General features: G+C 66.0%; 28 protein-coding genes. 3 read left to right on the top strand and 25 right to left on the bottom strand.

Annotated features, from left to right (window positions below):
• The 22 genes from rplE to ABD683_RS12075 form a co-directional block, all read right to left on the bottom strand.
• Positions 1 to 561, bottom strand: a complete 561-nt coding sequence (rplE, locus tag ABD683_RS12180; protein ID WP_344770225.1) for a 50S ribosomal protein L5 — start codon at positions 559 to 561, stop codon at positions 1 to 3.
• A 1-nt stretch (position 562) separates the two neighbouring features.
• Positions 563 to 940 (bottom strand): 50S ribosomal protein L24, encoded by a 378-nt coding sequence (gene rplX, locus ABD683_RS12175; protein WP_309971826.1) that lies wholly within the window; start codon positions 938 to 940, stop codon positions 563 to 565.
• Position 941: 1 nt separating this feature from the next.
• Positions 942 to 1310: a 50S ribosomal protein L14 gene (gene rplN / locus ABD683_RS12170; protein WP_007078626.1), complete on the bottom strand. Its 369-nt coding sequence runs from the start codon at positions 1308 to 1310 to the stop codon at positions 942 to 944.
• A gap of 10 nt (positions 1311 to 1320) precedes the next feature.
• On the bottom strand, positions 1321 to 1608 hold the full coding sequence (gene rpsQ, locus ABD683_RS12165; RefSeq protein WP_344770224.1) for a 30S ribosomal protein S17: 288 nt from the start codon (positions 1606 to 1608) through the stop codon (positions 1321 to 1323).
• The gene (gene rpmC, locus ABD683_RS12160) at positions 1605 to 1826 is read right to left on the bottom strand and encodes a 50S ribosomal protein L29 (protein WP_425548505.1); all 222 of its coding nucleotides are present in this window, start codon (positions 1824 to 1826) and stop codon (positions 1605 to 1607) included. Before rpmC ends, rpsQ begins: the two co-directional genes overlap by 4 nt.
• Positions 1826 to 2245, bottom strand: a complete 420-nt coding sequence (rplP, locus tag ABD683_RS12155; RefSeq protein WP_344770222.1) for a 50S ribosomal protein L16 — start codon at positions 2243 to 2245, stop codon at positions 1826 to 1828. Before rplP ends, rpmC begins: the two co-directional genes overlap by 1 nt.
• On the bottom strand, positions 2245 to 3078 hold the full coding sequence (gene rpsC, locus ABD683_RS12150) for a 30S ribosomal protein S3 (RefSeq protein ID WP_344770221.1): 834 nt from the start codon (positions 3076 to 3078) through the stop codon (positions 2245 to 2247). Before rpsC ends, rplP begins: the two co-directional genes overlap by 1 nt.
• Entirely contained in the window at positions 3078 to 3536 is a 459-nt protein-coding gene (rplV, locus tag ABD683_RS12145; protein WP_344770220.1) for a 50S ribosomal protein L22, read from the bottom strand. Before rplV ends, rpsC begins: the two co-directional genes overlap by 1 nt.
• Positions 3533 to 3814, bottom strand: coding sequence for a 30S ribosomal protein S19 (gene rpsS / locus ABD683_RS12140; protein WP_309971840.1), 282 nt, complete (start codon positions 3812 to 3814; stop codon positions 3533 to 3535). Before rpsS ends, rplV begins: the two co-directional genes overlap by 4 nt.
• A 17-nt stretch (positions 3815 to 3831) precedes the next feature.
• A complete protein-coding gene (gene rplB, locus ABD683_RS12135) occupies positions 3832 to 4659 on the bottom strand; it encodes a 50S ribosomal protein L2 (RefSeq protein WP_344770219.1) in 828 nt (275 codons plus the stop codon).
• A gap of 13 nt (positions 4660 to 4672) precedes the next feature.
• Positions 4673 to 4978 carry a 50S ribosomal protein L23 gene (gene rplW, locus ABD683_RS12130; protein WP_332643410.1) on the bottom strand — a complete coding sequence of 102 codons (306 nt, stop codon included), beginning with the start codon at positions 4976 to 4978 and terminating at the stop codon, positions 4673 to 4675.
• Positions 4975 to 6030, bottom strand: coding sequence for a 50S ribosomal protein L4, sunset domain variant (gene rplD, locus ABD683_RS12125; protein WP_344770218.1), 1056 nt, complete (start codon positions 6028 to 6030; stop codon positions 4975 to 4977). Before rplD ends, rplW begins: the two co-directional genes overlap by 4 nt.
• Before the next feature lie 4 nt (positions 6031 to 6034).
• Positions 6035 to 6691: a 50S ribosomal protein L3 gene (gene rplC, locus ABD683_RS12120; protein ID WP_344770217.1), complete on the bottom strand. Its 657-nt coding sequence runs from the start codon at positions 6689 to 6691 to the stop codon at positions 6035 to 6037.
• 14 nt (positions 6692 to 6705) lie between these two features.
• Entirely contained in the window at positions 6706 to 7014 is a 309-nt protein-coding gene (gene rpsJ, locus ABD683_RS12115; RefSeq protein WP_012923688.1) for a 30S ribosomal protein S10, read from the bottom strand.
• Positions 7015 to 7348: 334 nt separating this feature from the next.
• Complete coding sequence (locus tag ABD683_RS12110; RefSeq protein ID WP_344770216.1) at positions 7349 to 8263, bottom strand: cation diffusion facilitator family transporter; 915 nt, start codon at positions 8261 to 8263, stop codon at positions 7349 to 7351.
• A gap of 278 nt (positions 8264 to 8541) precedes the next feature.
• On the bottom strand, positions 8542 to 9735 hold the full coding sequence (tuf, locus tag ABD683_RS12105; RefSeq protein ID WP_344770215.1) for an elongation factor Tu: 1194 nt from the start codon (positions 9733 to 9735) through the stop codon (positions 8542 to 8544).
• A gap of 91 nt (positions 9736 to 9826) precedes the next feature.
• A complete protein-coding gene (gene fusA / locus ABD683_RS12100) occupies positions 9827 to 11938 on the bottom strand; it encodes an elongation factor G (protein WP_344770214.1) in 2112 nt (703 codons plus the stop codon).
• A gap of 83 nt (positions 11939 to 12021) precedes the next feature.
• Positions 12022 to 12492, bottom strand: coding sequence for a 30S ribosomal protein S7 (gene rpsG / locus ABD683_RS12095; RefSeq protein WP_344770213.1), 471 nt, complete (start codon positions 12490 to 12492; stop codon positions 12022 to 12024).
• On the bottom strand, positions 12492 to 12866 hold the full coding sequence (rpsL, locus tag ABD683_RS12090) for a 30S ribosomal protein S12 (RefSeq protein WP_344770212.1): 375 nt from the start codon (positions 12864 to 12866) through the stop codon (positions 12492 to 12494). Before rpsL ends, rpsG begins: the two co-directional genes overlap by 1 nt.
• 154 nt (positions 12867 to 13020) lie before the next feature.
• Positions 13021 to 13746 carry a maleylpyruvate isomerase family mycothiol-dependent enzyme gene (locus ABD683_RS12085; RefSeq protein ID WP_344770211.1) on the bottom strand — a complete coding sequence of 242 codons (726 nt, stop codon included), beginning with the start codon at positions 13744 to 13746 and terminating at the stop codon, positions 13021 to 13023.
• A 28-nt stretch (positions 13747 to 13774) separates the two neighbouring features.
• Positions 13775 to 16576, bottom strand: coding sequence for an FAD-binding and (Fe-S)-binding domain-containing protein (locus tag ABD683_RS12080; protein ID WP_344770210.1), 2802 nt, complete (start codon positions 16574 to 16576; stop codon positions 13775 to 13777).
• Positions 16573 to 17859, bottom strand: coding sequence for a hydroxyacid-oxoacid transhydrogenase (locus tag ABD683_RS12075; RefSeq protein ID WP_344770209.1), 1287 nt, complete (start codon positions 17857 to 17859; stop codon positions 16573 to 16575). The genes ABD683_RS12080 and ABD683_RS12075 overlap by 4 nt, the downstream gene beginning before the upstream one ends.
• Before the next feature lie 106 nt (positions 17860 to 17965).
• Between ABD683_RS12075 and ABD683_RS12070 the strand changes: the two genes are divergently transcribed.
• Positions 17966 to 19105: a hypothetical protein gene (locus ABD683_RS12070; RefSeq protein WP_344770208.1), complete on the top strand. Its 1140-nt coding sequence runs from the start codon at positions 17966 to 17968 to the stop codon at positions 19103 to 19105.
• Here the strand turns inward: ABD683_RS12070 and ABD683_RS12065 are convergent.
• On the bottom strand, positions 19081 to 19542 hold the full coding sequence (locus ABD683_RS12065; protein WP_344770207.1) for an NUDIX hydrolase: 462 nt from the start codon (positions 19540 to 19542) through the stop codon (positions 19081 to 19083). The two genes, ABD683_RS12070 and ABD683_RS12065, sit on opposite strands and share 25 nt — an antisense overlap.
• A 384-nt stretch (positions 19543 to 19926) precedes the next feature.
• On the opposite strand from ABD683_RS12065, the gene ABD683_RS12060 reads away from it, so the two are divergent.
• Positions 19927 to 21000, top strand: coding sequence for an acyltransferase family protein (locus tag ABD683_RS12060; RefSeq protein WP_344770206.1), 1074 nt, complete (start codon positions 19927 to 19929; stop codon positions 20998 to 21000).
• Positions 20997 to 21761: a cutinase family protein gene (locus ABD683_RS12055; protein WP_344770205.1), complete on the top strand. Its 765-nt coding sequence runs from the start codon at positions 20997 to 20999 to the stop codon at positions 21759 to 21761. Before ABD683_RS12060 ends, ABD683_RS12055 begins: the two co-directional genes overlap by 4 nt.
• Before the next feature lie 11 nt (positions 21762 to 21772).
• Here the strand turns inward: ABD683_RS12055 and ABD683_RS12050 are convergent, their stop codons facing one another.
• Together ABD683_RS12050 and ABD683_RS12045 are read right to left on the bottom strand one after the other, a co-directional pair.
• On the bottom strand, positions 21773 to 21988 hold the full coding sequence (locus tag ABD683_RS12050; RefSeq protein ID WP_344770204.1) for a hypothetical protein: 216 nt from the start codon (positions 21986 to 21988) through the stop codon (positions 21773 to 21775).
• 232 nt (positions 21989 to 22220) lie between these two features.
• On the bottom strand, positions 22221 to 26045 hold the full coding sequence (locus ABD683_RS12045) for a DNA-directed RNA polymerase subunit beta' (protein WP_344770203.1): 3825 nt from the start codon (positions 26043 to 26045) through the stop codon (positions 22221 to 22223).
• Positions 26046 to 26104 lie beyond the last annotated feature (59 nt).

The raw sequence follows: 26104 nt of genomic DNA, 5'->3' as shown, positions 1-26104 counted from the left end.
TCAGTTCTCCTTGTAAGGGAACCCGAGCAGCTTGAGCAGCGCGCGTCCCTCGTCGTCGTTGGTCGCCGTGGTGACGATCGTGATGTCCATGCCGCGCGAGCGGTCGATCTTGTCCTGATCGATCTCGTGGAACATGACCTGCTCGGTCAGACCGAACGTGTAGTTGCCACGACCGTCGAACTGCTTGGGCGAGAGCCCACGGAAGTCGCGGATGCGAGGAAGCGCGAGCGTCAGCAGACGATCGAGGAACTCCCACATACGGTCGCCGCGCAGTGTGACGTGCGCACCGATCGGCATGCCCTCACGCAGCTTGAACTGCGCGATGGACTTGCGAGCCTTGGTGACCTGGGGCTTCTGGCCCGTGATGGCAGTGAGGTCCTTGATGGCACCCTCGATCAGCTTGCCATCGCGAGCAGCCTCGCCGACGCCCATGTTGACGACGATCTTGGTGAGGCCTGGAACCTGCATGACGTTGGCGTAGTTGAACTCCTCGCGGAGGGCCGGAAGGATCTCTTCGCGGTAACGCGCCTTGAGGCGGGGTGCCGTAGATGTGTCAGCCATGTCAGATCTCCTTTCCGGTCTTCTTGGCGATGCGCACGCTGCGGTGCGCGGAGTAGGTGGAACCGTCGGGACGGGACTTGGTGACCTCGTCACGGCGGAAGCCGATACGCGTGGTGGTCTTGCCACCCTTGCCGTCGACGAGCAGCATCACGTTGGAGATGTGGATCGGCGCCTCGCTGGTGATGATGCCTCCCGTGCTACCGCCACCGGCCTGGCCGGCCTTGGTGTGACGCTTCACGCGGTTGACGCCTTCGACGATGATGCGGTTCTGCTCGCTGATCACTTCGATCACCGAACCAGTCACACCCTTGTCCTTGCCAGCGATGACCTTGACCTGGTCACCCTTCTTGATGCTGATGGAACCTGCGTTGCGGGCCATCTCAGAGCACCTCCGGTGCGAGAGAAATGATGCGCATGAACTTCTTGTCGCGAAGCTCGCGCCCAACGGGACCGAAGATGCGCGTACCGCGCGGGTCGCCATCGGCCTTGAGAATGACGGCTGCGTTCTCGTCGAACTTGATGTAGGAACCATCCGGACGACGGCGCTCCTTGACGGTACGCACGACGACAGCCTTGACGACTTCACCCTTCTTGACGTTTCCGCCGGGGATCGCGTCCTTGACAGTGGCGACGATGGTGTCACCGATGCCGGCATAGCGCCGACCCGAGCCACCGAGGACACGGATGCAAAGGATCTCCTTGGCACCGGTGTTGTCGGCGACCTTGAGTCGCGACTCTTGCTGAATCATCTGTCGTCTCCTACTTGGCCTTCTCGAGGATCTCGACGATGCGCCAACGCTTGGTGGCGGACAGCGGACGGGTCTCCATGATGAGAACCCGGTCGCCGATGCCAGCGTCGTTCGCTTCGTCGTGAGCCTTGAGCTTGATGTTGCGACGCAGCACCTTGCCGTAGAGCGCGTGCTTGACACGCTCTTCGACGTTGACCACGACGGTCTTGTCCATCTTGTCGCTGACGACAAGTCCCTCGCGGGTCTTGCGCGTGGTGCGCTCGGTCACTGCTTCGTCCTTCGTCTTCTTGTCGGTCATGCCTGAACCTCCTCGACGATGCCGAGCTCGCGCTCACGCATGACGGTGTAGATCCGGGCGATGTCCTTGCGCACTGCCCGAAGTCGGGCGGTGTTGTCGAGCTGTCCGGTGGCGTTCTGGAAACGCAGGTTGAAGAGCTCTTCCTTGGCTTCTGCAAGCTTGAGCGCCAGGTCGTCGGCGCCAACCGTACGCAGCTCTGCGGCTGTCGACTGCGGCATCACAGCTCACCTGTCTCTCGGGTGATGAAGCGTGCCTTCATGGGCAGCTTGTGGATCGCGCGGCGCATGGCCTCGCGGGCGGTGTGCTCGTCGACGCCGGAGAGCTCGAACATGACGCGTCCGGGCTTGACGTTGGCGACCCACCACTCGGGCGAGCCCTTGCCTGAACCCATGCGGGTCTCGGCAGGCTTCTTGGTCAGCGGACGGTCCGGGTAGATGTTGATCCAGACCTTGCCGCCACGCTTGATGTGACGCGTCATGGCGATACGAGCGGACTCGATCTGACGGTTGGTGACATAGGCAGGCGTGAGGGCCTGGATGCCGTAGTCACCGAACGCCAGCGTCGTGCCGCCCTTGGCGGCACCGCGACGGGTGGGGTGGTGCTGCTTGCGGTACTTGACCCTACGTGGCATCAGCATCAGCTCTGCCCTCCTTCGGGTGCGGCAGCGGCGACAGCCTCGGCTGCAGGAGCCTCGGTGGCGGGAGCTGCAGCGGTCTCGGCCGCAGGAGCGGCGTCATCACGTGCGGGGCGACGCGGGGCGCCAGCGCCACCACGTGCCGGGGGACGGCGGTTGGAGCCGGGTGCAGCCGCACGCTTGGCCGCCTCGGCCTCGCGCTCGGCGCGGGTGCCGGCGACCTCGCCCTTGTAGATCCAGACCTTGACGCCGATGCGACCGAACGTCGTCTTGGCCTCGTAGAAGCCGTAGTCGACGTCAGCGCGGAGCGTGTGCAGGGGCACGCGGCCCTCGCGGTAGAACTCCGAGCGGCTCATCTCCGCACCGCCGAGGCGGCCCGAGCACTGGATACGAATGCCCTTGGCACCGCTGCGCATCGTGGTCTGCATCGCCTTGCGCATGGCACGGCGGAACTGGACTCGACCCGACAGCTGCTCGGCAACGCCCTGGGCGACAAGCTGAGCGTCCATCTCGGGGTTCTTGACCTCGAGGATGTTGAGCTGAACCTGCTTGCCCGTGAGCTTCTCGAGGTCACCGCGGATGCGGTCAGCCTCGGCGCCACGGCGGCCGATGACGATGCCGGGACGCGCGGTGTGGATGTCGACGCGTACGCGGTCACGCGTGCGCTCGATCTCCACGCGGCTGATGCCGGCGCGGTCCATGCCCTTGGTGAGCATCTTGCGGATCTGCACGTCTTCACCGACGTAGCTCTTGTAGAGCTTGTCGGCGTACCAACGGCTCTTGTGATCCGTCGAGATGCCCAGTCGGAACCCGTGCGGGTTGATCTTCTGTCCCACTATCGGTTCCCGCCCTTCTTCTTGGAGTTCTTGGTGTTGGCCGCGTCCAGCTTGGCCTGAACGACCTCGCGGGGCTGTACGACCACGGTCAGGTGGCTGCTGCGCTTGAGGATGCGGTTGGCCGCACCCTTGGCGCGCGGACGCCAACGCTTCATCGTCGGGCCCTCGTCGACGTGGACGGTGGTGATGACGAGCTGCGAACGGTCAAGACCCTCAACGGTCTCGGCGTTGGCGGCAGCGCTGTCGACGAGCTTGTAGAAGTTCTGTGCGACGGCCTGCGGTGCGAACTGCAGGATCGCCAGGGCGTTGTCCACGGACTCGCCGCGGATCAGGTCGCCCACACGGCGCGACTTCTGCGCCGTGACACGCACGAAGCGTGCGACGGCGAAGGCGCCGGGCTCGTCACCGAGCAGGCGCTCGCGGCGCGCGCTCACGTTTTCGCGGGTAGCTGCACTCATCGCCTCTTCGCCTTCCGGTCGTCCTTCTCGTGACCGCGGAACGTACGGGTCGGGGCGAACTCGCCCAGCTTGTGACCCACCATCGAGTCCGTGACGAACACGGGTACGTGCTTGCGGCCGTCGTGCACGGCGATCGTGTGTCCGATGAAGGACGGCAGGATCATCGAGCGGCGCGACCAGGTCTTGATCACGTTGTGGGTCTCGGCAGCGTTCTGCGCGTCGACCTTCTTCTCGAGGTGCCCGTCAACGAACGGGCCCTTCTTCAAACTGCGTGGCATGTGTGAACCAATCCTTCTCAGCGGCCGGACTTGCGGCGGCGGACGATTTGCGAGTCGCTGGCCTTGCGCTTGCGCGTACGGCCTTCCGGCTTGCCCCACGGGGAGACGGGGTGACGTCCACCGGACGTCTTGCCCTCACCACCACCGTGCGGGTGATCGACCGGGTTCATCGCGACACCGCGGACGGTCGGGCGCTTGCCCTTCCAGCGGTTGCGTCCGGCCTTGCCCCAGTTGATGTTGGACTGCTCGGCGTTGCCGACCTCGCCGATCGTGGCGCGGCAGCGTACGTCGACGTAGCGCATCTCGCCGGAAGGCAGACGCAGCTGAGCCTTGGCGCCTTCCTTGGCGACGAGCTGGACCTTGACGCCGGCAGAGCGACCCATCTTGGCGCCACCACCCGGACGGAGCTCGATGCAGTGGAGCAGCGTGCCGACCGGGATGTTGCGCAGCGGGAGGTTGTTGCCGACCTTGATGTCGGAGCCGACACCGGCCTCGACGGCCATGCCCTGCTTGAGGCCTTCGGGAGCGATGATGTAGCGCTTCTCGCCATCGGCGTAGTGGAGCAGCGCGATGCGAGCGGTGCGGTTGGGGTCGTACTCGATGTGAGCGACCTTGGCCGGCACGCCGTCCTTGTCATAGCGACGGAAGTCGATGATGCGGTAGGCACGCTTGTGGCCGCCACCCTGGTGACGCGTGGTGATGCGTCCCTGGTTGTTGCGGCCGCCCTTCTTGGGCAGCGGCTCCGTCAGCGACTTCTCGGAAGTCGTACGCGTGATCTCGGCGAAGTCGGCGACGCTGGAGCCACGACGGCCCGGCGTTGTCGGCTTGTACTTGCGAATAGCCATATGTCCTCAGTCCTCAGGCGCTCGGCGTCGAGAAGATGTCGATGCTCTGACCGGCGGCCACGCTCACGATTGCTCGCTTGGTGTCCTTGCGCTTGCCAAGGCCCGTCTTGGTGCGACGGGTCTTGCCCTTGCGGTTGAGCGTGTTAACAGCGGTGACCTTGACGCCGAAGATCTTCTCGACGGCAATCTTGATCTCGGTCTTGTTGGCGTCCGGGTGCACCACGAAGGTGTACTTGTTGTCGTCGAGCAGGCCGTAGCTCTTCTCGCTGACAACCGGAGCGATCAAGACGTCGCGGTGGTCCTTGTGGATCGTGCTCATGCGTCTCCTCCAGCCTGCTTGAAGCCAGCGGCTTCAGCGGACTCAGCGGTGTCGAACCAGACCTCGGCGACGGTGGCTTCGTACCACTGCCCGTCCTCGAGGTGGTAGAGGCCCGAGTCTGCGTTGCCCTTGACCGGGAAGCCCTTGGGAGCGTTGCCGCTCTTGAGGGGCGCCTTGGATCCGGGACCGTACGGCTGGGTGGCCGTCGCGTTGTCGGGAACTGTCGGGCCGTCGGCCTTGGCAGCGGCCTTCTTGGCGGGGGCCTTCTTGGCCGCGGGCGCCTTCTTGGCCGGAGCGTCGACCACCGTCGCTGCCTTGGCCGCCGGAGCGGCCTCCTCAGCGGCGGCCTTCTTGGCCGGAGCCTTCTTGGCCGCGGCCTTCTTGGCGGGAGCCTTGGCCGGCTTCTCGTCCGGGTCGGTGGCGGCCTTGCTGATCGCGATCGTCTTGGCGCCCTCGGCGGAGCGAGCCGACACGAACGCGTCGAACGCAGCCTGGGTGAAGACGACGTCGTCGCTCAGCAGCACGTCGTAGGTGTTGAGCTGGTCGAACGTCAGGACGACGAGGCCCGGGACGTTGCGCAGGCTCAGGCCCGTGACGGTGTCGTTGTGGTCGACGACCACGAGCACGCGTGCGCGGGTCGTGAGACCGGCGAGCGTCGCGATGGCGGTCTTGGTCGACGGCTTGTCACCGTCGACGAAGCTGTCGACGACGTGCAGACGACCAGTGCGAGCCCGGTCGGACAGGGCACCGCGCAGGGCGGCGGCCTTCATCTTCTTGGGGGTGCGCTGTTCGTAGTCACGCGGCTTGGGGCCGTGGACGATGCCACCACCGTTGTACTGAGGTGCGCGGATCGAGCCCTGACGAGCGCGACCGGTGCCCTTCTGGCGGTAAGGCTTCTTGCCACCGCCGGACACCTCGCCACGCGACTTGGTGCTGTGCGTGCCCTGGCGAGCCGCGGCCAGCTGGGCCACGACGACCTGGTGGATCAGGGGGATGTTGGTCTGGACGTCGAAGATGTCGACGGGCAGCTGAGCATCGATGGTCTTGGCCATGAGTTCAGGCTCCCTTCGCTGCGGAGCGGAGGACGACGAGTGCGCCCTTGGGGCCGGGTACGGCGCCCTTGACGAGGATGACGCCCTTGGCAGTGTCGACCGCGTGAACCTTGAGGTTCTGCGTGGTGACCTGCTCGGCGCCCATGTGACCGGCCATGCGCAGACCCTTGAAGACGCGACCCGGGGTGGCGCAGGCGCCGATCGATCCGGGCTTGCGGTGGTTGCGGTGTGCACCGTGCGAGGCGCTCACGCCGTGGAAGCCGTGACGCTTCATGACGCCGGCGAAGCCCTTGCCCTTGCTGGTCGCGGTGACGTCGATGACGTCGCCGGCGGCGAAGATCTCCGGGGAGATCTCCTGGCCCAACGTGTAGTCGGCGACGAGCTCGGTGCGGATCTCGACCATGTGGCGGCGCGGGGTCACACCTGCCTTGGCGAAGTGACCTGCGACGGGCTTGTTGACCTTGCGTCCGTCGATCTCGCCGAAGCCGATCTGGACGGCGGAGTAGCCGTCGGTCTCGCGCGTACGGATCTGCGTGACGACGTTGGTGTCAGCAGCGATCACGGTGACGGGGATGATCTTGTTGTCGGCATCCCAGACCTGGGTCATGCCGAGCTTGCGGCCAAGAAGGCCGCGTGCGGTTGCTGTGCTGTTGGTGCTCATGGTCGCTGGCCTCCTCAGAGCTTGATCTCGATGTCGACGCCGGCCGGCAGGTCGAGGCGCATGAGCGAGTCGACTGTCTTGGGCGTCGGGTCAATGATGTCGATGAGCCGCTTGTGCGTACGCATCTCGAAGTGCTCGCGGCTGTCTTTGTACTTGTGAGGCGAACGGATCACACAGAACACGTTCTTTTCGGTCGGCAGCGGCACCGGTCCTGCGACCTTGGCGCCCGTGCGCGTCACCGTGTCGACGATCTTGCGCGCCGAGGAGTCAATGACCTCGTGATCGTAGGCCTTGAGCCGGATACGGATTTTTTGTCCCGCCATGCTCTCGCTCGTCCTTCTCTTCGTTCCGCTTCGCTTGGTCTCGCCCCGGGTTCGAGGGAGAAACTCATCCTCCCCCCGACCCCCGAGGTCGGGCGTGTCGCGAGCGCATCAGGCGCGTACGTCACACACTTCTCGAGTTAGGTGGTTGGACCCGCAGATACTGTTGAAACAACACCGCGCGGGACAAGCCCGATCTCAGGTTCGGCGCCGGCGTCATGATCGGCGTGAGAGGCCGGACGTTCGGCGCCCCAGCGATCGAGCCGGAGCAACCGAACTATTCTGACAGACCTGCCCCGCCTAATACAAATCGAGGCCGCTGAGTGCTAGGTGCACTTCAGTGATGCAGGTGCTGCTCGGAGTCGGCGTGGCCAGCAGGCTCGATCTGGAACGTGGAATGCTCGACGTCGAAGTGCTCAGACAGGCAGCCACGGAGCTTGTCGAGGACGCTGTGGGCGTCGTCCATGGCGGTCACCGAGTCCTCCACGACGATGTGAGCACTCATGACCGGCATGCCAGAGGTGATCGTCCAGACGTGCAGGTCGTGAACCTCGCGTACGCCGTGGACGCCGAGTATGTGTGAGCGCAGCTCGTCGAGGTCGACGTCGCGTGGTGTCGACTCCAGGAGCACCTCGCCCACCTCACGCAGCAGCGAGATCGCTCGCGGCACGATCATCACCGCGATGACGAGCGAGGCCACAGCGTCGGCCGCATCCCATCCGGTCGCCAGGATGACCACGGCAGAGACGAGTACGGCGACCGATCCGAGTGCGTCGCCGAGCACCTCGAGATAGGCGCCTCGTACGTTGAGGCTCTCCTGCGCTCCCCCGCGCAACAACATCAAGCCGATGACGTTGACGACCAGGCCGATCGCGCCGGCAACCAGGATCGGAGTCGCCTCGAGCTCGGGTGAGTCACCGAGCCGTCGAACAGCGCTGTAGACGACCCAGCCTGCAAGCCCGAGGAGGATCAGGCCGTTGAGGCCGGCCGCGATGACCTCAGTACGCAGGTAGCCGAAGGTTCGACGAGATCCGGGACCGCCACCGTGCTGCGCGACCGTGATCGCGGCCAGCGCCATCGCGATGCCGAAGGAGTCACCCAGCAGGTGACCGGCGTCGGCGAGAAGCGCCAGGCTTCCGGTGATCCACGCGACGATCGCCTCGACCGCCAGAACACCGACCGTCAACGCCAGGACGAGCGCAAGGCGTCCGCGATGGCGTACGCCGGTCCCGTGCGCATGGTCATGTCCCATGGATTAAGGCTACGGCTCCGTTGCGAAAACCTCGACCCGTCGTCCAGCAAAAGGACGCCAATGGGAACCAGTGTCAGGTGGGCGGTGACCTGGCGTCCACATCGATCTGTCACAGCTCGGTGGGCGGTGTCTGAGCGTCCACTTCGGTGTCGACTCTGGACGCTGTCGCACCGCCGCCTTGCTCATGTGGACGCAGACTCACCGCTTCCACCACGGGAACGACAAAGCCCCGCCTGCCGAAGCAGACGGGGCTCGTCAGAGAGCTCAGAGGTGCAAGCTCACTTGTTGATCTTGGTGACGCGACCGGCGCCAACCGTACGTCCACCCTCACGGATGGCGAACCGCTGGCCCTCTTCGAGAGCGATCGGCTGGATCAGCTGGACGCTCATCTCGGTGTTGTCGCCGGGCATGACCATCTCGGTGCCCTCAGGCAGCGTGACGACGCCGGTGACGTCCGTGGTGCGCACGTAGAACTGCGGGCGGTAGTTGTTGAAGAACGGCGTGTGACGGCCACCCTCCTCCTTGGACAGGATGTATGCCTGGCCCTCGAACTCCGTGTGAGGAGTCGTGGTGCCGGGAGCGATGACGACCTGGCCGCGCTCGACGTCTTCGCGCTTGGTGCCACGAAGCAGCAGGCCGACGTTCTCGCCAGCCTCACCCGAGTCGAGGAACTTGCGGAACATCTCGATACCGGTGACGGTCGTGGTCTGCTTCTCCTCGCGGATGCCGACGATGTCAACCGTCTCGTTGACCTTGATGATGCCGCGCTCGATCTTGCCGGTGACGACGGTGCCGCGTCCGGTGATCGTGAAGACATCCTCGATGGCCATGAGGAACGGCTTGTCGGTGTCACGCTGCGGCATGGGGATGTAGTCATCCACAGCCTGCATGAGCTCGAGGATCGACTCGCCCCACTTGGCGTCGCCCTGGAGAGCCGGGTGAGCGGCAACCTTGACGACGGGAACGTTGTCGCCGTCGAACTCCTGATCGCTCAGGAGCTCGCGGACCTCGAGCTCGACGAGCTCGAGGATCTCTTCGTCGTCGACCATGTCGCACTTGTTGAGCGCGACGACCATCGCGGGCACGCCGACCTGGCGAGCGAGCAGGACGTGCTCACGCGTCTGGGGCATGGGGCCGTCGGTGGCGGCGACCACGAGGATCGCGCCGTCCATCTGAGCCGCACCGGTGATCATGTTCTTGACGTAGTCCGCGTGTCCCGGGCAGTCGACGTGGGCGTAGTGACGGTTTTCCGTCTGGTACTCCACGTGCGAGATCGAGATCGTGATACCGCGCTGCTTCTCTTCCGGCGCCTTGTCGATCTGATCGAAGGCCGAGGCCTCGTTGAGGTCGGGGTACTTGTCGTGCAGCACCTTGGTGATCGCCGCGGTAAGAGTCGTCTTGCCGTGGTCGATGTGACCGATGGTGCCGATGTTCATGTGCGGCTTGGTCCGCTCGAACTTCGCCTTAGCCACTTGGGGCTCCTTCTTAGAATTGGTTGCTGATTGAACGCCGTTGGCCTCGAACTCGCGAGAACCTCAGGCCATCTTATAGATGGTCCGGTGGCTACTCGCCGCGGGCCTTTTTGATGATCTCTTCCGCGACGTTCTTGGGAACCTCCGCGTAGGAGTCGAACTGCATCGAGTATGACGCACGGCCCGAGGTCTTGGACCTCAGGTCGCCGACGTACCCGAACATCTCGGACAGGGGGACGATCGCCTTGACGATCTTGACGCCCCCCATGCCCTCTTCCATGGCGTTTACCTGGCCACGGCGAGAGTTGAGGTCACCGATCACGTCGCCCATGTAGTCCTCGGGCGTGGTGACCTCGACCGCGAAAACGGGCTCGAGAATCACCGGATCGGCCTTGCGCGCGGCTTCCTTGAAAGCCATCGAGCCGGCCAGCTTGAACGCGAGCTCCGAGGAGTCGACGTCGTGGTAGGCGCCGTCCTCCAGAGTCACCTTGACGTCGACCATCTGGTAGCCGGCGAGCACACCGAACTGCATGGCGTCCTGCGCACCGGCGTCGACCGAGGGGATGTATTCGCGAGGAACACGACCACCCGAGACGGCGTTCTCGAACTCGTAGCCACCCTCGCCGCCGACGGAGACGCCGGTGGGCTCGATGCTGATGATGACCTTGGCGAACTGGCCCGAGCCACCCGTCTGCTTCTTGTGGGTGTAGCTGACGTTCTCGACCTTGCGCTTGATCGTCTCGCGGTAGGCGACCTGCGGCTTGCCGACGTTGGCCTCGACGTTGAACTCGCGCTTCATGCGGTCGACCAGGATGTCGAGGTGCAGCTCGCCCATGCCGGCGATGATCGTCTGACCGGTCTCCTCGTCCGTGTGGACCTGGAACGTCGGGTCTTCCTCGGCGAGGCGCTGGATCGCGGTGCCGAGCTTCTCCTGGTCGCTCTTGGTCTTGGGCTCGATCGCGACCTGGATCACCGGAGCCGGGAACGTCATCGACTCGAGGACGATCTGGTTGTTGGGATCGGCCAGCGTCTCACCGGTCGTGGTGTCCTTGAGACCCATGACGGCGACGATCTGGCCGGCGCCGACGGCGGCGATCTCGGCACGCTTGTTGGCGTGCATCTGGTAGATCTTGCCGATGCGCTCCTTGCGGCCCTTGGTCACGTTGATGACCGTGGAGCCGGCCTCGAGGCGACCCGAGTAGATGCGGAGGTAGGTCAGCTTGCCGAGGTGCGGGTCCGAGGCGATCTTGAACGCGAGCGCGGCGAACGGCTCGGTCTCCTTGGGCTCACGCGTGTCGGTCTTGCTCTCGTCACGCGGGTCGAGGCCCGTGATGGCTCCGACGTCGATCGGCGAGGGCAGGAAGTCGATGACGGCGTCGAGCAGGGGCTGGACGCCCTTGTTCTTGAACGCCGTGCCACACAGGACCGGGTTGAGCTTGGCGGCCAGCGTCGCGCGACGGATGGCCGGCTTGAGCAGCTCAGGGGTGATCTCGGCGCCGTCGAGGTAGGCCTCGGCGAACTCGTCGTCGTGGTCGGCGAGCGTCTCGATCATCTCGGTGCGGGCCTCGGCGGCCTTGTCGACGAGGTCGGCGGGGATCTCCTCGACCTCGTAGTCCTCACCGATCACGGTCTCGCCGCGCCACACGAGCGCGCGGTTGCCGACCAGGTCGACGACGCCGATGAAGTCGCCCTCGGCGCCGATCGGGACCTGCAGCACGAGGGCCGTCGCTCCGAGACGCTCACGGATCGTCTTGACGCAGTAGTCGAAGCTCGCGCCCGTACGGTCGAGCTTGTTGACGAAGCACATGCGCGGGACGCCGTACTTGTCGGCCTGGCGCCAGACGGTCTCGGACTGCGGCTCGACACCGGCAACGCCGTCGAACACGGCAACGGCACCGTCGAGGACGCGCAGGTTGCGCTCGACCTCGACCGTGAAGTCGACGTGACCCGGCGTGTCGATGATGTTGATCTGGTTGTCTTTCCACCAGCAGGTCGTCGCGGCCGACGTGATCGTGATGCCGCGCTCCTGCTCCTGCTCCATCCAGTCCATCGTGGCGCCGCCGTCGTGGACTTCACCGATCTTGTAGTTGATGCCGGTGTAGAACAGAATGCGCTCGGTCGTCGTGGTCTTGCCGGCGTCGATGTGCGCCATGATGCCGATGTTGCGGACCCGCTTGAGGTCGGTGGTGATTTCTGTAGCCACGAGTAGCTTTCCTAAATGAGTCTTGGAGTGAGTCTTGGAAGTCTCGCCCGCCTCGGACTAACCGAGACGGAGGCGAGACCTCGTCACCAGCGGTAGTGGGCGAACGCCTTGTTGGCGTCGGCCATCTTGTGGGTGTCTTCGCGCTTCTTGACAGCGCCACCGAGACCGTTGGATGCGTCGAGGACCTCGTTCATGAGGCGCTCGGCCATGGTCTTCTCGCGACGCTGGCTGGCGTAGCTCACGAGCCAGCGCAGGGCGAGGGTGTTTTGACGCGAGGCACGAACCTCGATCGGGACCTGGTAGGTCGCGCCACCGACGCGACGGCTCTTGACCTCGATGGACGGCTTGACGTTGTCGAGCGCGCGCTTGAGGGTGATGACCGGATCGGTGCCGGACTTCTCACGAGTGCCTTCGAGGGCGGTGTAGACGATGCGCTGGGCGACCTGCTTCTTGCCGTCGACGAGCACCTTGTTGATCAGTGAGGTGACGAGCTGGCTGCCGTATACGGGGTCAGTCTCGACGACGCGCTTGGGCGCGGGACCCTTGCGAGGCATTAGCTCTTCTCCTTCTTCGCGCCATAAAGGCTGCGAGCCTGCTTGCGACCCTTGACAGCTTGCGTGTCGAGGGCGCCGCGAACGATCTTGTAACGGACACCGGGAAGGTCCTTGACGCGACCACCACGCACGAGCACGATCGAGTGCTCCTGCAGGTTGTGGCCCTCGCCGGGGATGTAAGCAGTGACTTCAGTGCCGCTGGACAGCTTCACACGTGCCACCTTGCGGAGCGCCGAGTTGGGCTTCTTGGGGGTGGTCGTGTAGACGCGGGTGCAGACACCGCGGCGCTGAGGCGAACCCTTGAGCGCGGGGGTCGTCGTCTTGGCGACCTTGCGCTGGCGGCCCTTGCGGACCAGCTGGTTGATCGTGGGCACTACAAACATCCTTCTTCTGACTGGTGTGAGCCATGAGTCGTGATGCACTCGCCACCAAGATTCAGGCAGGATGCGTGCATCGGCCTGAAGAGTTCAGGCACAGCCCTAAATACTACCGGGCAGTCCACGCAACTTCCAAACCGAGTTGGTGCGGTCAGGGAGTGGTCGGGCCGGCGAACAGCGCACGGCCGTCGTCGTTGTCGAACGTGAGTCGTTCGGACGGTACGCGGTGCCACAGTGCGAGGTAGAGATCGGACGCCGTTCCCTCGACGTGACTCTCGGCGTCGAGCGACGAGTGGACGAGCACCGGCGGGAGTCCTTCGCCGCCGGGCGGGGCGATGATCCAGCTCTGGCCCGTGTCGGTCGCGGTGAGCCGTACGCGCGAGCGTACGTCGGGCACCTGGCCCCGTGCCGTCATCCGCGGGAAGAAGATGTGCAGCACCTCCTCCACGCCGTCAGCGGCAAGGGCACTCTCGACCTGCCACTCCGCCTCCGGGAGTCCGAGCGCCTGGGCGGCATCGACGACATGCACCGAGACCTCGTGCATCTGACGGCGATGGAAGAACCCGGCAGTCTCGTTGATGCGCGAGAAGTTGGGTACCGGCTCGTCCACGTCGACCGCCTGCAGGGCAGCCAGCAGGGCGGTGGCCGTGCCGGCGTACCACTCGACCAGCGAGTCGCCGAATGTCGGCGAGGGCATGTCGAGGCGCTGACCGCTCAGCACGATGGCCGCCGCCCAGCGATGGATCGAGCCGAGGTGATGGGTCAGGTCGCGGGTCGTCCAGTCAGGACAACCAGGCACGGGTTCGTCACCTGTCGCCTTGGCGGCGAGGTCGGCGAACCTCGACATTCCGGCGCCGAGCTCGAGCAGGTGATCCATCGTGCCCCTTTCGGCGATTGTGACCGGGCTAGTGATCGAGGAGTTGTGCGAGGTGCAGTGCGGAATGGTCCGCCAGGTCCTTCAGCTGGGTCCTGCACGAGAACCCATCAGCGAGAACGATCGTGTCGGCCCTCGCGTTACGAAGCGCAGGCAGCAGCTGGAGCTCGGCGACCGCGACGGAGACCTCGTGGTGGCCCTTCTCGACGCCGAAGTTGCCGGCGAGGCCGCAGCAGCCCGACAGCCGCTGGATCGTCGCACCGGTCGACTCGAGCAGCGCCATGTCGGCGTCGAAGCCCATCACCGACGCCTGGTGGCAGTGCGGTTGTACGACGACGTGGGTGCCGGTCAGGTCTGGCGCGGCCCACCCCGGCGTACGTTGCAGGAGCTCCGCCAGCGTGAACACTCCCCCGGCGACCTCGACGGCGCGGGGGTCGTCGGTCAGCTCGACGGCGTCGGACCGAAGGACCGCGAGGCACGACGGCTCGAGCCCGACGATGGGGGTCCCGGCGGCGACGTACGGGTGCAGCGTCGCGACGGTCTCGGCGATCAGCTCGCGGGCATGGTCGAGCTGGCCGGTCGTGATCCAGGTGAGACCACAGCAGGCCCGGCGGCCGAGCACCTCGACGCGGTAGCCGGCCGACTCGAGGACCGACAACGCTGCCTTGCCGCCGGCCGTGGTGAAGTAGTCGGTGAACGAGTCGACCCAGATGAGCACCGGCGGACGGTCGTCGCGTGGTGCCACGGGACGCTTGCCGGCCCAGCGCCGGAAGCTGCCACGCGCGAACATCGGCAGGCTGCGCCGTTGGTCGACGCCGGCCGCCCAGCGGATCACCGAGCGGACCCCCGGCGTACGGAGTGCGAGGTTGGCGAGGAGCGCGAACGGCGAGGTGAGCCGTGCCCAGCGCGGCAGCTGGCCGAGGAGGTAGTGGCTGCGCGGGCGGAGCCGGCCCTTGTATGCCTGGTGCAGGACCTCGGACTTGTAGGTCGCCATGTCGGTGCCGGTCGGGCAGTCGCTGGTGCACCCCTTGCAGGACAGACAGAGATCGAGTGCCTCGTGCACCTCAGGCGAGCGCCACCCGCCGGTGACGAGCCGGCCGTCGACCATCTCCTGCAGCACGCGGGCACGGCCGCGGGTCGAGTCCTTCTCGTTGCGGGTCGCCTGGAACGACGGGCACATGACGCCGTGGGAGCTGCTGTTGTCGGCGAGGCACTTGCCGACACCCGTGCAGCGGTGCACCGCCTTGCCGAAGTCGCCCTCGTCGTGCAGGAGCCGCAACCCGAGGCGTGCGTGCATCGACTCGGGGCCGCGCAGGTCGGCGTCGAGCGCGCTGGGGCGTACGAGCACTCCGGGGTTGAGCAGGTCGTCGGGGTCGAAGACGGACTTGACCTTGCCGAACAGGCCGATCGCGGTGTCGGAGTACATCAGCGGGAGGAGCTCGGAGCGCGCGCGTCCGTCGCCGTGCTCGCCCGACAGCGAGCCGCCGAGCGACGAGACCAGCGTCGCCGCCTCCACGAGGAAGCCGCGGAACAGGTCGTGTCCGCCCGGGTCGTCGAGCGGGAAGTCGATGCGGATGTGTACGCAGCCGTCGCCGAAATGACCGTAGGGAACGCCATCGAGCCCGTACTCGGCGAGCAACACGTCCTGCTCGCGGAGATAGGTGCCGAGTCGCTCCGGCGGGACGGCGGCGTCCTCCCACCCCGACAACGCCTTGCGGGGCAGGGTGCGGGTCGCGAGCCCGGCACCTTCCTCGCGGATGCGCCACAGCACGGCCTGCTCGCGCGGATCGGTCACGATGCGGCTGTCGACGGCCGACGCCGCTGCCGCTGCCTTTCGCACGGTGTCGGCGATCTCTCCCGCGTCGGCGCCGGAGATCTCGACGAACAGCCAGCCCTGCCCACGCGGCAGCTCGGGCACCGTGCCGCCGTGGTCGCGTACGACGTTGACGATCCGCGAGTCGAGCCCCTCGCACGCCGTCGGCGAGAACTCGAGGATCGCGGGCACGTCGTCGGCCGCCTCGGCCATCGACCCGTAGCCCAGCACGAGCATCAGCCGGTGGGACGGGTCCTCGACCAGCCGTACGGTCGCCGACGTCAGCGTCGCCAGCGTGCCCTCGGTGCCCGCCATGAACGTGGCGACGTCGAAACCGTTCTCGGGCAGGAGGTGCTCGAGGCTGTAGCCGGAGACCTGCCGGCCGAACGTGCCGAACTCGGTACGGATCACGGCGAGCTCGTCGGCCACGATGCTCTTGAGCTGGTCGAGCGTCGACGATGCAGCCTGCTCGCCGCCGAGGGAGAGCCGCTCCCCCGCCATCGTCACGGCGTCGAGTCGTACGACGTTGTCAGACGTACGACCGTAGGCCAGCGCGCGGGAGCCGCAGGCGTTGTTGCCGATCATCCCGCCGACGGTGCACCGCGTGTGGGTCGACGGGTCGGGCCCGAAGCGCAGGCCCCGCGCCATGGCGGCCTTCTGCAGCACGGCGTGCACCGTGCCCGGATCGACGGTCGCCGTACGGGCCTCGGCGTCGATCTCGTGCACGCGGTTGAGGTGGCGGGAGAAGTCGAGCACGACACCCGTGCCGACCGCGTTGCCCGCGATCGAGGTGCCGGCGCCACGGGAGGTCAGCGGCGTGCCGGTCGTCCGGCAGGCCTCGATCGTCGCCAGCACCTCGTCGACCGAGCGCGGACGTACGACGACCTGCGGCACGACGCGATAGAGCGACGCGTCGGTGCTGTAGAGCGCGCGGGTCAGCGTCGAGTCGTCGAGGTCCCCGATCCCGCGCCGCCGCAGCTCGGCCACGACGTCACGGGTCGCGGTGTCGACCGCCGTCACCAGAGCTCGATCGAGTCGTCGAGGATCCGTGCGACATCGTCCTCGGTGACCTCGACCGGCGCCGTTGCCAGGAGCCGCTGCTGCTTCATGGTGCCTTCGACCAGCGAGCCGATGTCGCCCTCACCGAACCCGACAGCGCCGATGCCGGCGGGGATGCCGACGTCACGCATCAGCTCGGTGAGCACCTGCGGCAGGAACTCGGCAGCGTTGTCGGGGCGCGTGGCACCCGGAGCGAGCAGCTCGGCCGCGCGGACGTGGCGATCCGGTGCGGCGTCGAACGTGAACCGGAACGCCGCCGGCGCTGTCAGCGACACCGCCATGCCGTGCGGGACCATCGCGTGGTCTGCGTCGTAGTCGTCAGGTCGGAAGTCGCGCACCTGGCCGGCGATCGGGTAGGCATTGGCGTGCGGGATGTGCACGCCGGCGTTGCCGAAGCCCAGCCCGGCGAACGTCGCGGCCATCGCCACCTCGGTGCGCGCCGCCAGGTTGCTGCCGTCGTGCACCGCCGTACGGAACGACGACGCCATCAGGCTGAGAGCCTTCTCGGACCACATGTCGGCGATCGGGTTGGATCCGCAGTAGGGCACCCGCTGGGCGGCGGTCTTGTGCTCGTATGACTCGTAGGGCCGAGCCGTGTAGCTCTCGAGGGCGTGGCACAGGATGTCGAGCCCGGCGGCGGCGGTGACTCCGGACGGCTGGCTCAGCGTGAGCTCGGGGTCGACGACCGCGAGGGTGGGGCGGAGTCGCGCATGCGAGATGCCGGTCTTGACGTGCTGGCTGACGACGTCGAGCACGCAGATCGTGGTGCTCTCGCTGCCGGTGCCGGTCGTGGTGGGCACGGCGATCAGGGGCAGGAGCGGCGCCGTCGGCGGCTTGGCCTTGCCGACCGGTGCGTTGATGTAGTCCATCAGCTCGCCCTCGTTGGTCGTGAGGAGGTTGACGGCCTTGGCGGTGTCGATGCTGCTGCCGCCGCCGACCGCGACGATCGCGTCGAACGGCCCCTCGGAGCGGCCGAACTCAATGGCCTCGATCATGCTGCCGTCCGTGGGCTCCACCCGGGACCGGTCGAACACGACCGACTCGATGCCGGCCGCCTCGAGGGTCTCGGCGATCTCCGCCGGCGCACCTGTCGCGGCGACTCCCGGATCGGTCACGATGAGCACGCGCCGCGCGCCGAGCTGGGTGAGGTCGAAGCCGATCTCGTGGCGGGCGCCCACCCCGAACTTGAGGCCGGGTGCGCCGTACGTGAAGACGGTCTCGGGCTGATCGGGGCGGAACGACATCTCGTGACTCTCCTTGATCGACAGTGGAGAGAATACGGCGTACGTCTCCCGCGGCTGAGCCTTGGGAGGGGTGTTCTAGGCTGGGCGGGCGACTTGAAGGGGCCCCATGAGCAGAACAGCAACACTGACGGCGGTGACGTGCGCTGTTCTCGTCGTCCTCGCCGGCTGCGACAAGGACACGTCCGACACTCCCACGACGCCGGTCTCGTCATCCTCGACGACACCGCCGCCCGACGTGTCGGAGCACGAAGCCGGTCCCGACAGTCCCATCACGTACGGCTTCAAGGTGCCCAAGGGCGCGACGCAGATCGGTCCGCTCGCGCGCTTTCGCAGCGCAGCCCTGATCGCTGCCTACAAGCCGGAGCTCGACGCCGCGATCGCCCAGCGCGAGGCGGAGGACAAGGACAAGGCCGACCAGGCCGAGCGTGAGGGCACTCCCCTCCCGTCCGAGGTGCCCAAGATCGACACCCCGCCGAGCGACGACACGTTCAAGCCGATCGAGGACCCGCCGAAGCCGGACACGACGATCTCGCTGATGCGCATCGACGGCAAGCCGACCGATGTCGTACGCCGGATGCTCGCGCAGATCTCCGCCGCGATCCCCGCCTCGGAGGTCTCCACGACCAACCTGGCGAAGTACTGCACCGCCATCAACCGGCGCATCACCGGATGCCACCTGCAGGTGCGTGGACTCACCACCGACGAACGTGACATCCAGGTGACGATGACGGTCGACCCGGGCAACGTCACGACCCGCACCTCGCCGCCTGCTGCACAGACCCGGCCGATCATGACGTTGATGGTCGAGTACGTCGGCAACCCGCGTACGGGTCAGCTGACGCGCGAGTCCAACGAGATCAAGAACGTCCCCGACGTGAAGTCTGGTGGCGACACCTCGGGGCTGATCTTCCCGCGCATGGACGAGGACGCGCCCAGCAACACCCCGCTGGTTCGCAAGTGGGTCGCGCCCAAGGCGGCGACGATCATCCTCAGCGGCTACAACCCCGGATTCGTCATGCTGACGACCGAGCGTGCCACCGAGGGCGACCAGATCGCCCAGCAGTTCGTGATCGACGCCGGCGTCAAGGGCCAGTTCACCAAGGACGTGTCGGAGGACCTCAACGAGGTCAACACGACTTACTCGGCGATCGCTGCGGACGGCTCCACCGTGCGGGCGACCAACGTGCTCTCGGCACGGGGCAGCTACACGATGCTGTTCTCCTATCCCGCGCCCGTGAAGAAGTGAAGGTTCTCGACCGCGTAGGCCACGACCGGCAGGATCGGCTGCACGGCTGATCCGACGTCCGCGAGGTCGACCCATCTGACCTCGCTGGTCGTGCCGCCGACCTCGACGACGTGCGGCTCGGTGCCGGGCTCGATGTCGACGGCATAGAGCAGGTGAACGCCGTGGTAGTCCTCATACATGTCTCCGCGACCGACCTCGACGATGTGCACGTCGTGCACGTCGACCAGTGCCGCGGTCCTGGCGGTCAGCCCGGTCTCCTCGTACAGCTCACGTCGCACCGCAGCATGCGGTGACTCGCCGTGGTCGACGCCGCCTCCGGGGAGCGCCCACCAGCCGGACGGGTGGCCCACGTCGGAGATGCGGGTCAGCAGGATCTGCGCGCCATCGGTGACCACGGCGTACGCCCCAAGTCGTTGCGTACGCGTCGGGTCGGGCACTCAATCCTCCACAGGTGAAGTTCAGCAGCGGCTATTAGAGTCAATCACAATGAACGAGCGCAGCGAGAGCATCAAAAAGCACAGCATCAATGCCGGCGCCTCCCAACCGTTGAGACTTCCGGAGGCGGCGGCATGAACGAGCGCAGCGAAAGCATCAAAAAGCACAGCATCAATGCCGGCGCCTCCCAACCGTTGAGACTTCCGGAGGCGGCGGCATGAACGAGCGCAGCGAGAGCATCAAAAAGCACAGCATCAATGCCGGCGCCTCCCAACCGTTGAGACTTCCGGAGGCGGCGGCATGAACGAGCGCAGCGAGAGCATCAAAAGGCATGGGTGTCAGGCTGGCACCTCCCCAGCGTGCACCCTCCCTGAAGTGGTGCCGGCATGACGTCGCTCGAACCGTTGCCCCTGACCACCGCGCCTCCCAAGGAGCGGGTGGCCTACCTCGACAACGCCCGCTACTGGGTCATGCTGCTCGTCGTCATCGGCCACGTCCTCACCCAGTTCACCGAGATGGACTCGGCACGGGGGGTGTACGTGTGGATCTATTCGTTCCACATGCCGTTCTTCGTGCTGATCTCCGGCTACACCGCCCGCAACTATGTCGGCGATGCCCGTCAGGTCCGGCGCATCGTCAGCACGCTGGTGGTGCCGTACCTCATCACCGAGACCGCGCTGCAGCTGATCACCCGCCACTACACCGGCGAGCCCGACCCGCTGATGATCCTGTCGCCGCAGTGGCTCGCGTGGTTCATGGCTGCCCTGTTCATCTGGCGGCTGACGACGCCGATCTGGCGGGCCCTGCGCTATCCGATCACGACGTCGATCATCATCTCGCTGGCTGTCGGCCTGATCGAGGTGCCCAATGTGCTGGCCCTGCCCAAGGTGCTCGGCTTCCTGCCGTTCTACGTCGTCGGCATGCACATGAACCGTCAGATCTTCGAACGCCTCGGTGCGACGTCGGTCCGCATCGCGTCCGCAACTCTGCTCGGCGCGGCGCTCGTCGTCTGCTACATCTATTCCAAGAGCTGGACCACCGACTGGCTGCTGTGGAAGCAGCGCTACGACGAGGACCCGCTCAGCGCCACGGCCCTCGAGGGCATCACCCAGCGCGCCGAGCTCCTCGTGATCGGCTTCGTCCTGACGTTCGCCGCGCTGTCGCTGGTGCCGAGGGCCAAGTCCTGGACCACGGCGCTGGGCGGACGTACGTTCTACGCCTACTTGCTGCACGGCTACTTCATCCTGGTCCTCGACCTGCAGTTCGACTTGTTCGACAAGATCGACCAGTACGGTGTCAACGCCGTCATCGCCTGCATCCTCGGCGCGTTCATCCTGGCCAACCTGCTGATGACCAAGCCCGTGTCGCGGATCTTCCGGCCGATCTTCGAGCCGAGGCTCAAGGGACTGTTCCGTGAGGCGGAGGAGAAGAAGGCCGCCGCAGAGGCCGACAAGGCGTGATCCGGCGCCTGGTGGCCTGCGGCGCGCTCGTGCTGCTGGCAGCGTGCTCGGCCTCCCCCACTCCCGCCGCTCCCACGGCAACCGTCACCCCCAAGGACCAGCCGGCGCTGACCTCCGAGAAATGCGCCGACCTGATCGTCCTTGGCGCCCGTGGCTCCGACCAGTCGGCCACCAAGAACTTCGGCTCCGGAACAGAGGTACGCCGCTCGGTGACCGCGATGGCTCAGAAGCTGCATCAACGCAGCGACACCACCGTGCGGTTGGTCGGCATTCCCTATCCAGCAGCGAGCGGCCCGGCCTACACCGCCAATGTCCTGACCGGTGTCGCCTCTGCCCGCAAGCTGCTGACCAGCCTCGGCAAGCAGTGCCGCTCCAGCCGGTTCGCCCTGGTCGGCTTCAGCCAGGGTGCGCAGATCGTGCACGGCACCGCCCTCGAGCTGACACCTCGCCAGATCGAACGCGTCGTGCTGGTGGCGATGATCTCCGACCCGCGGCGCAACCCAGACGACAAGATCGCCTACTGGTTGTATGACGAATCCACGCCCGGGCCGGGCAAGCTCGGCGCCGGCACGCCGATCCCGAAGGCGCTCCGCCCCAAGGCGATCACGTTCTGCGCCAGGACCGACGAGATCTGCAACTGGCCACCCGGCGGCTACTCAGGGCATCTCTCCGACACCCACCGCCACTTCTACGAGACACCGGAGCACGCGGCTCAGACCGGCGAGCAGCTCGACGAGATCCTCCGCGCCAACGACTTCTAGGCAGGGACGAACTAGGAAAGTGTGACGAGGGCTGCGAGCCCCCATAGCAACAAGAATGCGACCGGGATCAGCGCCAGTCGTCGATACTTTTCGCGCTCCTCCGCCGTCCTGTGCCGCTTGGCGATCCGGTCGTCCAGGTCGATGAGCCGATCGCGGAAGATCACGAGCATGGCCGCCCCGACGAAGGAGAAGATCGCAAGAGGAATCCCAGAGGAATCGAACCTCATGCCGGATCATCCGGCTTGCCACGCAACGCCCTACGCGTTGCGAATGCACGTCGTATCGCCGCAGGAGCCATTAAGGCAACGCCAATCAAGGCGACCACGGTCACAATCCATCCGACGTCCATCCCTGATCCCTCCCGTAAGCCAAGACGGTGCGCACGCGCAGCCTACGGGTTCACTGGCGCACAGAAGAAGGGCCCCACCGTGAGGTGGGGCCCTTCTTTCGTGTCTTGGCTCAGTTGTCGTAGGACGTGAAGTCGAAGTCATCGAGCTGCACGGGTGCGGCGTCAGCGGCGCCGAATCCGTAGTCGTAGTCGCCGTAGCCGGTGACGGCGTAGGCGGCCTGACGTGCGGCCTCGGTGGGCTCCACCCGGATGTTCTTGTAACGGTCGAGACCGGTACCAGCCGGGATGAGCTTTCCGATGATGATGTTTTCCTTCAGGCCGCGCAGCGAGTCCGACTTGCCGTGGATGGCAGCGTCAGTGAGGACGCGGGTCGTCTCCTGGAAGGAGGCGGCCGACAGCCACGACTCGACGGCCAGCGAGGCCTTCGTGATGCCCATCAGCACCGGACGACCGGAGGCGGGGGTGCCACCCTCGGCGACGACGCGACGGTTCTCTTCCTCGAACTTGGCACGGTCGACCAAGTCACCCGGGATCAGGTTGGACGCACCCTGCTCGATGACGGTGACTCTCCGCAACATTTGCCGCACGATGATCTCGATGTGCTTGTCGTGGATGGCCACACCCTGCGAGCGGTAGACCTCCTGGACCTCGTCCACGAGGTGCTCCTGCGCGCGGCGGACACCGAGGATGCGCAGGACTTCCTGCGGATCCGGGGTGCCGTGTGTGAGCTGCTGCCCGACCTCGACATGGTCGCCGTCCTCGATCAGCAGGCGCGAACGCTTCGTGACGGGGTACTCGAGGACCTCGGAGCCGTCGTCGGGGGTGACGACGAGCTTGCGCGTCTTGTCGGAGTCGTCGATCGCGACGCGACCTGCGGACTCGGTGATCGGCGCACGACCCTTGGGCTGGCGTGCCTCGAAGAGCTCCACGACGCGCGGAAGGCCGTGCGTGATGTCGTCTCCGGCCACACCACCGGTGTGGAAGGTACGCATGGTCAGCTGCGTGCCGGGCTCACCGATCGACTGGGCCGCGATGGTACCGACGGCCTCGCCGATGTCGACGAGCTTGCCGGTCGCGAGCGAACGGCCGTAGCACTTGGCGCAGGTGCCCGCCTTGGCCTCACAGGTCAAGACGGTGCGGACCTTGATCTCCTCGACACCCGCAGCGATGAGCTGCTCGATCTCGACGTCGCCGAGGTCGCTGCCGCTGGGCAGGAGCGTCTTGCCCTTGGCGTCGGTGATGTCACCAGCCGCCGTACGCGAGTAGGCCGACGTCTCGACGTTCTCGGCGGCGACCACACGGCCGTCGTCGAGCTTGGTCGCGATGACCTGACGCAGACCGCGCTCGGTTCCGCAGTCGTCCTCACGGATGATGACGTCCTGGCTCACGTCGACGAGACGACGCGTCAGATAACCGGAGTCAGCCGTACGCAGCGCGGTGTCGGCGAGTCCCTTGCGGGCACCGTGGGTCGCGATGAAGTATTCGACGACCGACAGACCCTCACGGAAGTTGGCCTTGATGGGACGAGGAATGATCTCGCCCTTCGGGTTGGCCACAAGACCACGCATGGCGGCGATCTGGCGAACCTGCATCATGTTGCCTCGGGCGCCGGAGTCGACCATCATCCAGATGGGGTTGTCCGGGTTGGCCCGGAACAGGCTCTCCATCTCTCCCGAGACCTCGGCAGTCGCCTGGGTCCAGATCTCGATGAGCTCCTGACGACGCTCGTCCTCGGTGATGAGACCGCGGTCGAACTGCGTCTGCACCTTGGCGGCCAGGGTCTCGTGCTTGTCGAGGACGGCCTGCTTGCCGGGAGGCGTGATGACGTCCTCGATCGACACGGTGACGCCGGAGCGGGTGCCCCAGTGGAAACCGGTGTCCTTGAGGTTGTCGAGGGCGTTGGCGACGTCGACCTTGGAGTAGCGCTCGGCGAGATCGTTGACGATCACACCCAGCTCCTTCTTGCCCACCTGGTGGTTGACGTACGGGTAGTCGGCCGGAAGCGCCTCGTTGAAGATCGCACGACCGAGGGTCGTCTCCCGGATCTCGCCGTCGATGCGGACCTTGACGTGGCTCTGGAGCGAGATCTCGTCGCGCTCGAACGCCATGATCGCCTCGGGAACCGTGCTGAACGCACGGCCCTCACCCACGTGCCCCTCACGCTCGAGCGTGAGGAAGTACAGGCCGATGATCATGTCCTGGGTCGGCATGGTGACCGGGCGCCCATCAGACGGCTTCAGGATGTTGTTGGTCGACAGCATCAGCACGCGAGCCTCGGCCTGGGCCTCGGCGCTCAGCGGCAGGTGCACCGCCATCTGGTCACCGTCGAAGTCGGCGTTGAACGCCGAGCAGACGAGCGGGTGGATCTGGATGGCCTTGCCCTCGATGAGCTGCGGCTCGAACGCCTGGATGCCCAGTCGGTGCAGCGTGGGTGCGCGGTTGAGCAGCACCGGGTGCTCCGTGATGACCTCTTCGAGGACATCCCAGACGACGGGACGGGCCCGCTCGACCATGCGCTTGGCGCTCTTGATGTTCTGCGCGTGGTTGAGGTCAACCAGACGCTTCATCACGAACGGCTTGAACAGCTCGAGCGCCATCTGCTTGGGCAGACCACACTGGTGCAGCTTGAGCTGCGGGCCGACGATGATGACCGAACGGCCGGAGTAGTCGACGCGCTTGCCGAGGAGGTTCTGACGGAAACGACCCTGCTTGCCCTTGAGCATGTCGGAGATCGACTTCAGCGGACGGTTGCCCGGTCCGGTGACCGGACGGCCACGACGGCCGTTGTCGAACAGCGAGTCGACGGCCTCCTGGAGCATCCGCTTCTCGTTGTTGACGATGATCTCCGGAGCACCCAGGTCAAGCAGGCGCTTGAGGCGGTTGTTGCGGTTGATCACGCGACGATAGAGGTCGTTGAGGTCCGACGTGGCGAAGCGGCCACCGTCGAGCTGGACCATCGGACGAAGCTCCGGCGGGATCACCGGAACCGCGTCGAGGACCATGCCTGACGGGTGGTTGCTGCTGCCGAGGAACGCGGAGACGACCTTGAGGCGCTTGAGCGCGCGGGTCTTCTTCTGTCCCTTGCCGGTGGCGATGATCTCGCGCAGCGACTCGGCCTCGGCGTCGAGGTCGAAGTCCTGGAGGCGCTTCTGGATCGCCATGGCGCCCATGTAGCCCTCGAAGTACTTGCCGAAGCGGTAGGTCATCTCGCGGTAGAGCAGCTCGTCACCCTCGAGGTCCTGGACCTTGAGTGCCTTGAAGCGGTTCCACACCTCGTCGAGACGGTCGATCTCACGCTGGGTGCGGTCGCGACGCTGCTTGGCCTCACGCTCGGCGGCGTCCTTGACCTTGCGCTTGGCGTCAGCCTTGGCGCCCTCGTCCTCGAGTGCCTTGAGGTCCTCCTCGAGCTTCTGCATGCGCTCGTTGACCTCGTTGTCACGACGGTTCTCGAGCTGCTTGCGCTCGAGGTCGATCTTGGTCTCGAGGCTCGAGAGGTCCTTGTGACGAGCATCCTCGTCGACCTTGGTGATCATGTAGGCCGCGAAGTAGATGACCTTCTCGAGGTCCTTCGGTGCCAGGTCGAGCAGGTAGCCCAGACGGCTCGGAACACCCTTGAAGTACCAGATGTGCGTGACGGGAGCGGCGAGCTCGATGTGGCCCATGCGCTCACGACGCACCTTGGAACGAGTCACCTCGACGCCGCAGCGCTCACAGATGATGCCCTTGAAGCGCACCCGCTTGTACTTGCCGCAGTAGCACTCCCAGTCCCGGGTGGGACCGAAGATCTTCTCGCAGAAGAGGCCGTCACGCTCGGGCTTGAGCGTGCGGTAGTTGATCGTCTCGGGCTTCTTGACCTCGCCGAACGACCATCCGCGGATGTCGTCGGCGGTCGCGAGACCGATCCGGATTTGATCGAAGAAGTTCACGTCAAGCACGTTGGTCTTCTTTCCCTTTCAGAGTTTCAAGCTGGGTGGTGGATGAGGCTGAGCGTCGA

The sequence above is a fragment of the Aeromicrobium panaciterrae genome (assembly GCF_039537165.1).
GTDB lineage: Bacteria > Actinomycetota > Actinomycetes > Propionibacteriales > Nocardioidaceae > Aeromicrobium > Aeromicrobium panaciterrae.
The sequence above is the reverse complement of the archived record's forward strand: the minus strand, read 5'-3'. Positions and strand labels throughout refer to the sequence as shown.

What these genes read in the sequence shown, in the direction of transcription:
- rplW (WP_332643410.1), bottom strand. Translation starts at nt 4,978, where the DNA reads ATGAGCACGATCCACAAGGACCACCGCGACGTCTTGATCGCTCCGGTT.
- ABD683_RS12075 (WP_344770209.1), bottom strand. Translation starts at nt 17,859, where the DNA reads ATGTCGTTCCGCCCCGATCAGCCCGAGACCGTCTTCACGTACGGCGCA.
- rplC (WP_344770217.1), bottom strand. Translation starts at nt 6,691, where the DNA reads ATGAGCACCAACAGCACAGCAACCGCACGCGGCCTTCTTGGCCGCAAG.
- rplE (WP_344770225.1), bottom strand. Translation starts at nt 561, where the DNA reads ATGGCTGACACATCTACGGCACCCCGCCTCAAGGCGCGTTACCGCGAA.
- rpmC (WP_425548505.1), bottom strand. Translation starts at nt 1,826, where the DNA reads ATGCCGCAGTCGACAGCCGCAGAGCTGCGTACGGTTGGCGCCGACGAC.
- rplX (WP_309971826.1), bottom strand. Translation starts at nt 940, where the DNA reads ATGGCCCGCAACGCAGGTTCCATCAGCATCAAGAAGGGTGACCAGGTC.
- ABD683_RS12085 (WP_344770211.1), bottom strand. Translation starts at nt 13,746, where the DNA reads ATGGATCACCTGCTCGAGCTCGGCGCCGGAATGTCGAGGTTCGCCGAC.
- rplV (WP_344770220.1), bottom strand. Translation starts at nt 3,536, where the DNA reads ATGAGTGCAGCTACCCGCGAAAACGTGAGCGCGCGCCGCGAGCGCCTG.
- ABD683_RS12110 (WP_344770216.1), bottom strand. Translation starts at nt 8,263, where the DNA reads ATGGGACATGACCATGCGCACGGGACCGGCGTACGCCATCGCGGACGC.
- rpsG (WP_344770213.1), bottom strand. Translation starts at nt 12,492, where the DNA reads ATGCCTCGCAAGGGTCCCGCGCCCAAGCGCGTCGTCGAGACTGACCCC.
- rplN (WP_007078626.1), bottom strand. Translation starts at nt 1,310, where the DNA reads ATGATTCAGCAAGAGTCGCGACTCAAGGTCGCCGACAACACCGGTGCC.
- ABD683_RS12050 (WP_344770204.1), bottom strand. Translation starts at nt 21,988, where the DNA reads ATGAGGTTCGATTCCTCTGGGATTCCTCTTGCGATCTTCTCCTTCGTC.
- rpsJ (WP_012923688.1), bottom strand. Translation starts at nt 7,014, where the DNA reads ATGGCGGGACAAAAAATCCGTATCCGGCTCAAGGCCTACGATCACGAG.
- ABD683_RS12060 (WP_344770206.1), top strand. Translation starts at nt 19,927, where the DNA reads ATGACGTCGCTCGAACCGTTGCCCCTGACCACCGCGCCTCCCAAGGAG.
- rplP (WP_344770222.1), bottom strand. Translation starts at nt 2,245, where the DNA reads ATGCTGATGCCACGTAGGGTCAAGTACCGCAAGCAGCACCACCCCACC.
- rpsQ (WP_344770224.1), bottom strand. Translation starts at nt 1,608, where the DNA reads ATGACCGACAAGAAGACGAAGGACGAAGCAGTGACCGAGCGCACCACG.
- rplB (WP_344770219.1), bottom strand. Translation starts at nt 4,659, where the DNA reads ATGGCTATTCGCAAGTACAAGCCGACAACGCCGGGCCGTCGTGGCTCC.
- ABD683_RS12070 (WP_344770208.1), top strand. Translation starts at nt 17,966, where the DNA reads ATGAGCAGAACAGCAACACTGACGGCGGTGACGTGCGCTGTTCTCGTC.
- rpsS (WP_309971840.1), bottom strand. Translation starts at nt 3,814, where the DNA reads ATGCCACGCAGTTTGAAGAAGGGCCCGTTCGTTGACGGGCACCTCGAG.
- rplD (WP_344770218.1), bottom strand. Translation starts at nt 6,030, where the DNA reads ATGGCCAAGACCATCGATGCTCAGCTGCCCGTCGACATCTTCGACGTC.